Here is a 6,501-nt window from a genome sequence, read left to right as displayed (position 1 = left end):
CCCTGCGCTTTGAGGACAAGGCGGGCGCAGAGCAGGTGTGGATCCAGGCTGAGCGGAATCTGGATATTAACGTCAAAAATGACGAGTCTCACTCTACCGAAAAAAATCGTACCCAGTTTGTTGGTGAAGATGAAACCTTACGGGTAGCGAAAAACCAGAAATCAGGGATTAAAGGCGATGTGGTATGCCTGACGGGGAACAGTCGAAACGATAAGGTCGTTAATAATTTTATACTTTCCGCAGGTAATACGCTGAGACTGGAATGTGGTGAAAGCGCCATCGAGCTATCAAAAGACGGTAGCGTTCATATCATTGGTAATAACTTTAACTTTACTGCAAAACAGAATGCTCAAATTAATACGCTTTCCGGGGAGTTGCACTTAAACCCTGATGACGGACGTAATGTCATCGACCCACCAGGTGCATCCCATCAGGGTGAAATCCAGCAGGAAGTGGATGGTTTTTTTGTTTTTAATGCCAATAAATAAGAATAACCAGAATGGCCGAATATATCCTTCAGGAAGCAACACTCGCCTTGCCCGATGTATTTAAAGACAGAACCATGAATTTATTCACCATGAGTGATAACGGAGCTAGCGAGTTTACTTTTGTTGTTTCTTGTGCGACGGCAAAAAACGAAGATAAAGTCCATGATGCGGCTACCCGACTGACGCGTGAACTGGAAATTACGGTGCCCGACTTTCGTCTTGAATCCTCTCAGATGACTTCTGTTAATGGTCATCCGGCGGTAGAGCTTTTTTATCAGTTTAAAAATGATAACTCGGTCATTTTTCAGAAGCAGACGGTGATTTTACTCGCTGACCATCCTGGCGGGCAAAAGATGGAGTTGATGTTTTTTCCGGCCGGAAAATTGACTTCCTTTCAGAATTCAATGCAACAGAGACTGAAGTGCTATTTAAGCCTAATACATCGTTTGAGGTTATCAGCAGGTCAGATGAACTTGGGATAACAAATATAGAATTAAGGGTAATACCATGATCGACCTTCATACTGAAGACTCTGTAATCAATCATTATGCCGATCGCTATCGTACATACATGCCAATTAATGTCCGTAAGGCAATAAAAAATAACGGTATTGATGGTTTGAGTTCTTCACAAGCCTGGGATGAAACATTACCTTTAATTACGACTGAAGATATTTCACGTGATAAAGCACTTGGGGCGCTGGTCGGTTTGGCTGTTGGGGACGCAGTCGGCACTACTCTTGAGTTTAAGAAAAGAGACAGTGAACATGTAGCGGATATGATTGGTGGCGGACCTTTTCATTTAAAACCCGGTGAATGGACGGATGATACGTCCATGGCATTATGTCTGGCGGAAACTTATCTTTCAGAAAACAGAATGCATACCGATATACTTAGAAAATATCTCGTTAAATGGTATCTTAACGGTGATAATAGCAGTAATGGTCGGTGTTTCGATATTGGCAATACGATGCGATTTGCGCTTGAACAGTATCTGCGTATCGGGCCTTCATGGTATGGTAATACCGAGAAACACACTGCTGGTAATGCTGCGGTTATTCGTCAAGCTCCGGTGTCTATCTTTCGTCGAAAATCGCTGCGCGCGATTTACTTCGAATCCCAGGCTCAGAGTCGCGCAACTCATGGCGCGGTAGAGTCAATTAATGCATGCCAATTTCTCGGATTGGTATTACACTATTTAATTAACGGTTATAAAAAAGAAGAAGCTTTTTCCCCTCATGTTTTCCCACTATGCGCGCGTGTAATGATCATAAATGCGGGTGAGTATAAGCAAAAAACTCGCGATCAGATTCGTTCAAGTGGTTATGTAATAGATACGCTTGAGGCCGCGATGTGGTCCGTATGGAATACTGACAATTTCCATGATGCAATTCTACTGGCTGCCAATCTTGCCGATGATGCTGACAGCGTTGCGGCGACGGCAGGACAAATAGCGGGAGCATTATATGGTTATTCTGGTATTCCGTCGGAGTGGAAAAACAAACTTGTACAACACGAGCGTATCGCCAAAATGGCAGGTGAACTGTTCGATAGAGCTCCTGAGGATAATTTTTTATAATTGAATAATTCATATGGCACGGCTATTGTAGCGTGCCATTGAGTTGAAGGGAAAATGTTGGGTTAATGTGAAGTAACATGTGAGGAAAACAACTCACTTTGCCAGCATAGAAAATATACTGAATTATGCAAAAAAAGTAGAGTAGTTCGGTAATATTGCTTCCTGTACCTGGTATTTGGCTAGTTAAAAAAATATCTCTACCAGCCAAAAGGTAGGGGGGTACAGAATTTATTCAGATAAAAATATGTCTAAGAGTGCTCATGAATAAAGAAAATTATAACGAGCTGAATTATATCAATGATGCCATTGATATAATCAATAAACGATTGGAAACAAAACCTGATTTTTCACTGTATGTTATGGTGAAGTGCCAGTTGGATTATATTAAATCTGTTTTGGTTGGCGCTGAAAAAGATAAAAGTAAATTACATTCATTGAATCTTGGAGTACTTGCATCTAAAGAATTTGATACAACAGATGCCGAACTTGCTGAGCATTTATCTAATGCTAATTATATAGCTTCGCAGATGGGGAAAGGATTGAAGATCATTCTTCCTCATGAACAAGATGTGGAATATTTGAAAAGACAAAAAAGATATCGTAAGTGATAGGCAGTTTTTTTGAATTCTGCTGGCCGCCAACCTTGCCTATGACGCTGACATCGTTGCGGCGACGGTGGGGCAAATAGCTGGAGCATTATATGGTGATTCCGGTATTCCCCAGGATTGGAAAAATAAACTCGAACAACACGAACGTATCGCCACAATGGCAGGTGAACTATTCGATAGAGCACTTGAGGATAATTTCTGGTAATTGTATAAATCATATGGCGCGGCTATTATAGCGTGCCATTAAGTTGAATAGAAAATGTTGTGTTGATGCGAAGTTGGATGTGAGACGAAACAACTTACTTTTCCAGTGTTGAAATATGTCGAAATATCAAGTGGACCATATTTGATGATAGTCACTCATTAATAAAGAAAGTGATTTTTTAATTTCCCCTCTTAATTCTATTATCTTCCTTTAATAAAATGTGGTGACTGATTTTATCAGACAGAAGTGGTCGGGAATAATAGGCGCGCTCTCACTCTAATAATTTGACTCAATATAATGAATGAAATAACAGCCTTGGATTATGTTGAAAAAACATTAAGTTTATCTCAAAAGAGATATGCTGAAGTTAGAAAAAGTAATCCCCAATCCCCGCTTTTGCAAATGTACGACTCTACAGTACAACAATTATTATTTCTGCGGGACCTAATCGAAGGCAAGGAAAAGGATAAGGCGAAATTATCGAAAATGACGTTCGGTATGTATGCAGCTAAGGAGTTTGATAATTCGGATGAGTTGTTTTTTGAAAGGTTGTCGGATGCCTGGTTTATTGTTGATCAAATCCGCCGAGGATTAAAGGTTAGGCTCCCGCATGAGGTTGATGCCAATTATAGAATAAAACAACAAAATCTTAAAATGAAATATCCTGATGAATTTTAGGGTTGATATTAGATATATTTTATTATGGGTGGATGGTGATTGATTTACATGCTAATTTGAATGTATTGTTAAAATATGTAGATAGATATCGTAAGTACTTACCTGTTAGTAGTCTTTCAGTCCAGCAGAAAATGCAGTATAAATATAATGATAAACTATTAGAATCATCTTTTGATTGCGATGCCCAAAAACAATGGGACTTAACACCATCATGCAACATCTCACTAGTGGAATCGCGAGATCGTGCTGTTGGTGCGCTTATTGGTCTTGCTGTTGGAGATGCCGTAGGCACTACGCTCGAATTTTTACCGCGTGACAGAGCATACGTCAAAGATATGACAGGAGGTGGGCCATTTCGACTTCGCGCAGGCGAATGGACGGATGACACATCCATGGCATTATGTCTTGCGGAAACGCTTCTTGAGAAAGGTGATGCTGATACTATATGCTTCAGGAATAAGCTTCTGGAATGGTATCAGCATGGTTATAACAGTTCAAATGGCATCTGTTTTGATATAGGTAATACAACTCGCTTTGCCTTAGAACAATATTTAACTGTTGGTCCTGGGTGGAGCGGTAATACTTCGCCAGAAACTGCAGGTAATGCTTCTATTATCAGACAAGCCCCTGTCTCAATTTTTTTTAGAAAGTCATTAAGCAAAGCGTTTTATGAAGCTAAAAAACAGAGCATCGCCACGCACGGTGCCGCGGAAGCAATAAATAGCACACAGTATTTAAGTTATTTACTTGTACATATGATTAATGGCAGCAATAAAGATTTTGTTTTTGCTCCACACGTCATGCCGCTTCAGCCACGTGTAATGATTATCAACGCGGGTGAATATAAGCAAAAAACTCGCGATCAGATTCGTTCAAGTGGTTATGTCATCGATACGCTTGAGGCCGCGATGTGGTCCGTATGGAATACGGATAATTTCAGAGATGCTATTCTGTTGGCCGCCAATCTTGCCGATGATGCTGACAGCGTTGCGGCGACGGCGGGGCAAATCGCGGGTGCGCTGTATGGTTATTCCGGTATCCCACAGGAGTGGAAAGACAAATTGGTACAACACGAACGTATCGCCAGAATGGCAGGTGAATTATTCGACAGGGCTCCTGAAGATACTTTCTTGTAATTGTTTTCATATTTGGATAGTGAGGGGTTGAGCTGGCCGTAATTTCCGCTCAGGCAGATGGCGGGATTAATGGTTATTGCTGAGTGTGTTGCCCTTTTGACAAAAGATTAAAGAGGATAAATGGGAAATATTGTAATACATTGGTTTTTCTTTATTTTCTTTATGATTTGGACACTAGCGCTTATCTGGAATGGAAAAGATTTTTTTAACAAGAAAAAGTGGCTCCTGGCGGGGATGATGTTGGTTCTGGTGTTAGTAGCCACAGTTGTCATTGGCTTTACGTTTAAATGGCTTTCTCAGTCGATGTCATTGTTTTCCATCGCAACGGCCAAACAATATTCGATCATTTTTTCTATGTCTTTTCTGTGCGTATGGGGTTTAAAGGTCACAGTTGTGCTGCTCTGTACTGTTTTCTCGGGGATTCTGAGGGGGCACAAAAGCTACAATGTGGAAAATTATGAAAAAATATCGTCTATATCACGCATCGTCGCGCCTGGCTTACTTATCGTTGCTAAAAGCTTAATTTCCCTCGGAAGCTTCCTTATGTTTTCGGGTCTTTGGTTAAAGTAAGCACAATGATTAAGGTTGCATAACGGATACCCTAGTTTCTACTGTTACCGCAACCGCGTCTCCGCTTTGCGTCATGCCCTTGACCCGACCCGATACGGATGCGTGCATCGACCACAGCAGGCAGCTCGGTTAACTGGTTACGGTGATCATCCTCACGCAACCCGCCATGGCGCCAATTGTTAGTGTGTGACTGTCATAGTCGGGCGAGCGAATAAGGAGCAGCGGATTCAATGAAGTTTCTCGGGTTTATTATTTTTTCATTGGTCGCTCTTACCTATATCTGGAATGGCAAAGATAATTTTAACAAAAAAGAATGGGTGGTTTTTTTCGTAAAATTATCTTTTATATTAGTCGGCACTTTTATTCTGGTTTTCGTGTTGATCGGATTGCGGGAAATTTTCCCCTCGATGACAAAAGAAGATGGTGAGTTGGTACTAATCGTTATTCCGCCTTCGTTTGTCACACTATTATTGGCTAAGTTTTTCGTCATTATGCTTTGCACAATATTTGAAACTATAATGCGTTTTCATCAGCGATATAACACGGAGCAAAATTATTCGATTTTGTCATCGCTGGCAAACAGATATGGCCCTGGATTGATTTTGCTGGCGAAATGCCTGGCATCATTTGGATGCATTCTTATATTCTATGGTATCTGGTTAGCCTCCGCGGCCTAAGTGAAGAGACATTATAAACACTTAGAACAACTATCCGTTTCCCATAGCCTCCGCTACCAGTAACGAAGACCTTGAGGCGAACGACTGGAAATGGCTGTACACCTCAACTGACAAGGAAATACTTCATTACCAGGTGATATTTCCCATGCGTGTTAAGCCAGCAGGTTTGACTCCACCACACATTACTGAAGTCGGCTTGACGAATGAGAGGGGGTTATCCATCTCCGGAGTAACACTGTGGACGTGCTGGGAAAATTTCATCGCTGCGGAAGAGATGTGTGCTTTATACCAATGCTTTGTTTTTAGCATGGGGAAAGTATGGTGCCATGCGTAGAGTGTATTCTTAATTTGTTAATTAAGTGTTATATATTAAATGATAGGTTCCTCGACGATTTCCCCCCCAGGTGATTTTTCATCTGTCTGGTTACATGTAATAGTAAATGGCTTTTTTCATTTATCCGTTTTTTTATTATCTTCTCCAGCATAAAACCATTACGGAATAAAGATTATGCTCAACCGAATTACCGTTCAGCTCCCGGTGGAGGGGCTTCTGTTCTGGAA

Annotated in this window: 8 protein-coding genes and 1 pseudogene; all 9 read left to right on the top strand. The window is 41.1% G+C overall.

Translation table 11 applies throughout. The features are described 5' to 3' along the window. On the top strand, positions 1-488 hold a 488-nt coding region (locus tag AAIR21_RS27080; RefSeq protein WP_434682729.1), incomplete at its 5' end, for a bacteriophage T4 gp5 trimerisation domain-containing protein. An 11-nt stretch (positions 489-499) separates the two neighbouring features. Then, entirely contained in the window at positions 500-970 is a 471-nt protein-coding gene (locus AAIR21_RS27075; protein WP_230391330.1) for a DcrB-related protein, read from the top strand. Positions 971-995: 25 nt separating this feature from the next. Beyond that, positions 996-2,066 (top strand): ADP-ribosylarginine hydrolase Tri1, encoded by a 1,071-nt coding sequence (gene tri1 / locus AAIR21_RS27070; RefSeq protein ID WP_434682728.1) that lies wholly within the window; start codon positions 996-998, stop codon positions 2,064-2,066. A gap of 260 nt (positions 2,067-2,326) precedes the next feature. After that, on the top strand, positions 2,327-2,674 hold the full coding sequence (locus AAIR21_RS27065) for an immunity protein Tsi6 family protein (protein ID WP_020883477.1): 348 nt from the start codon (positions 2,327-2,329) through the stop codon (positions 2,672-2,674). 16 nt (positions 2,675-2,690) lie between these two features. Next, positions 2,691-2,879: pseudogene (locus AAIR21_RS27060) on the top strand (ADP-ribosylglycohydrolase family protein); the annotation flags it as partial. Positions 2,880-3,176: 297 nt separating this feature from the next. Then, entirely contained in the window at positions 3,177-3,557 is a 381-nt protein-coding gene (locus tag AAIR21_RS27055) for an immunity protein Tsi6 family protein (RefSeq protein ID WP_434682727.1), read from the top strand. Between the two features lie 35 nt (positions 3,558-3,592). Next, positions 3,593-4,693, top strand: coding sequence for an ADP-ribosylarginine hydrolase Tri1 (gene tri1, locus AAIR21_RS27050; RefSeq protein ID WP_032669867.1), 1,101 nt, complete (start codon positions 3,593-3,595; stop codon positions 4,691-4,693). Positions 4,694-4,813: 120 nt separating this feature from the next. Next, positions 4,814-5,263, top strand: coding sequence for a hypothetical protein (locus tag AAIR21_RS27045; protein ID WP_020883479.1), 450 nt, complete (start codon positions 4,814-4,816; stop codon positions 5,261-5,263). Positions 5,264-5,493: 230 nt separating this feature from the next. Continuing rightward, positions 5,494-5,940 carry a hypothetical protein gene (locus tag AAIR21_RS27040; protein WP_020883480.1) on the top strand — a complete coding sequence of 149 codons (447 nt, stop codon included), beginning with the start codon at positions 5,494-5,496 and terminating at the stop codon, positions 5,938-5,940. Positions 5,941-6,501 lie beyond the last annotated feature (561 nt).

Source organism: Enterobacter sp. PTB, from assembly GCF_051130085.1.
Taxonomy (GTDB): domain Bacteria; phylum Pseudomonadota; class Gammaproteobacteria; order Enterobacterales; family Enterobacteriaceae; genus Enterobacter; species Enterobacter ludwigii.
Note: the sequence above shows the minus strand (reverse complement) of the source record. Positions and strands in the feature narration are given on the sequence as shown.

Excerpts from the sequence above, each read along its gene's own strand:
- AAIR21_RS27075 (WP_230391330.1), top strand. The coding sequence starts at position 500 with ATGGCCGAATATATCCTTCAGGAAGCAACACTCGCCTTGCCCGATGTA.
- tri1 (WP_434682728.1), top strand. The coding sequence starts at position 996 with ATGATCGACCTTCATACTGAAGACTCTGTAATCAATCATTATGCCGAT.
- AAIR21_RS27065 (WP_020883477.1), top strand. The coding sequence starts at position 2,327 with ATGAATAAAGAAAATTATAACGAGCTGAATTATATCAATGATGCCATT.
- AAIR21_RS27055 (WP_434682727.1), top strand. The coding sequence starts at position 3,177 with ATGAATGAAATAACAGCCTTGGATTATGTTGAAAAAACATTAAGTTTA.
- AAIR21_RS27045 (WP_020883479.1), top strand. The coding sequence starts at position 4,814 with ATGGGAAATATTGTAATACATTGGTTTTTCTTTATTTTCTTTATGATT.
- AAIR21_RS27040 (WP_020883480.1), top strand. The coding sequence starts at position 5,494 with ATGAAGTTTCTCGGGTTTATTATTTTTTCATTGGTCGCTCTTACCTAT.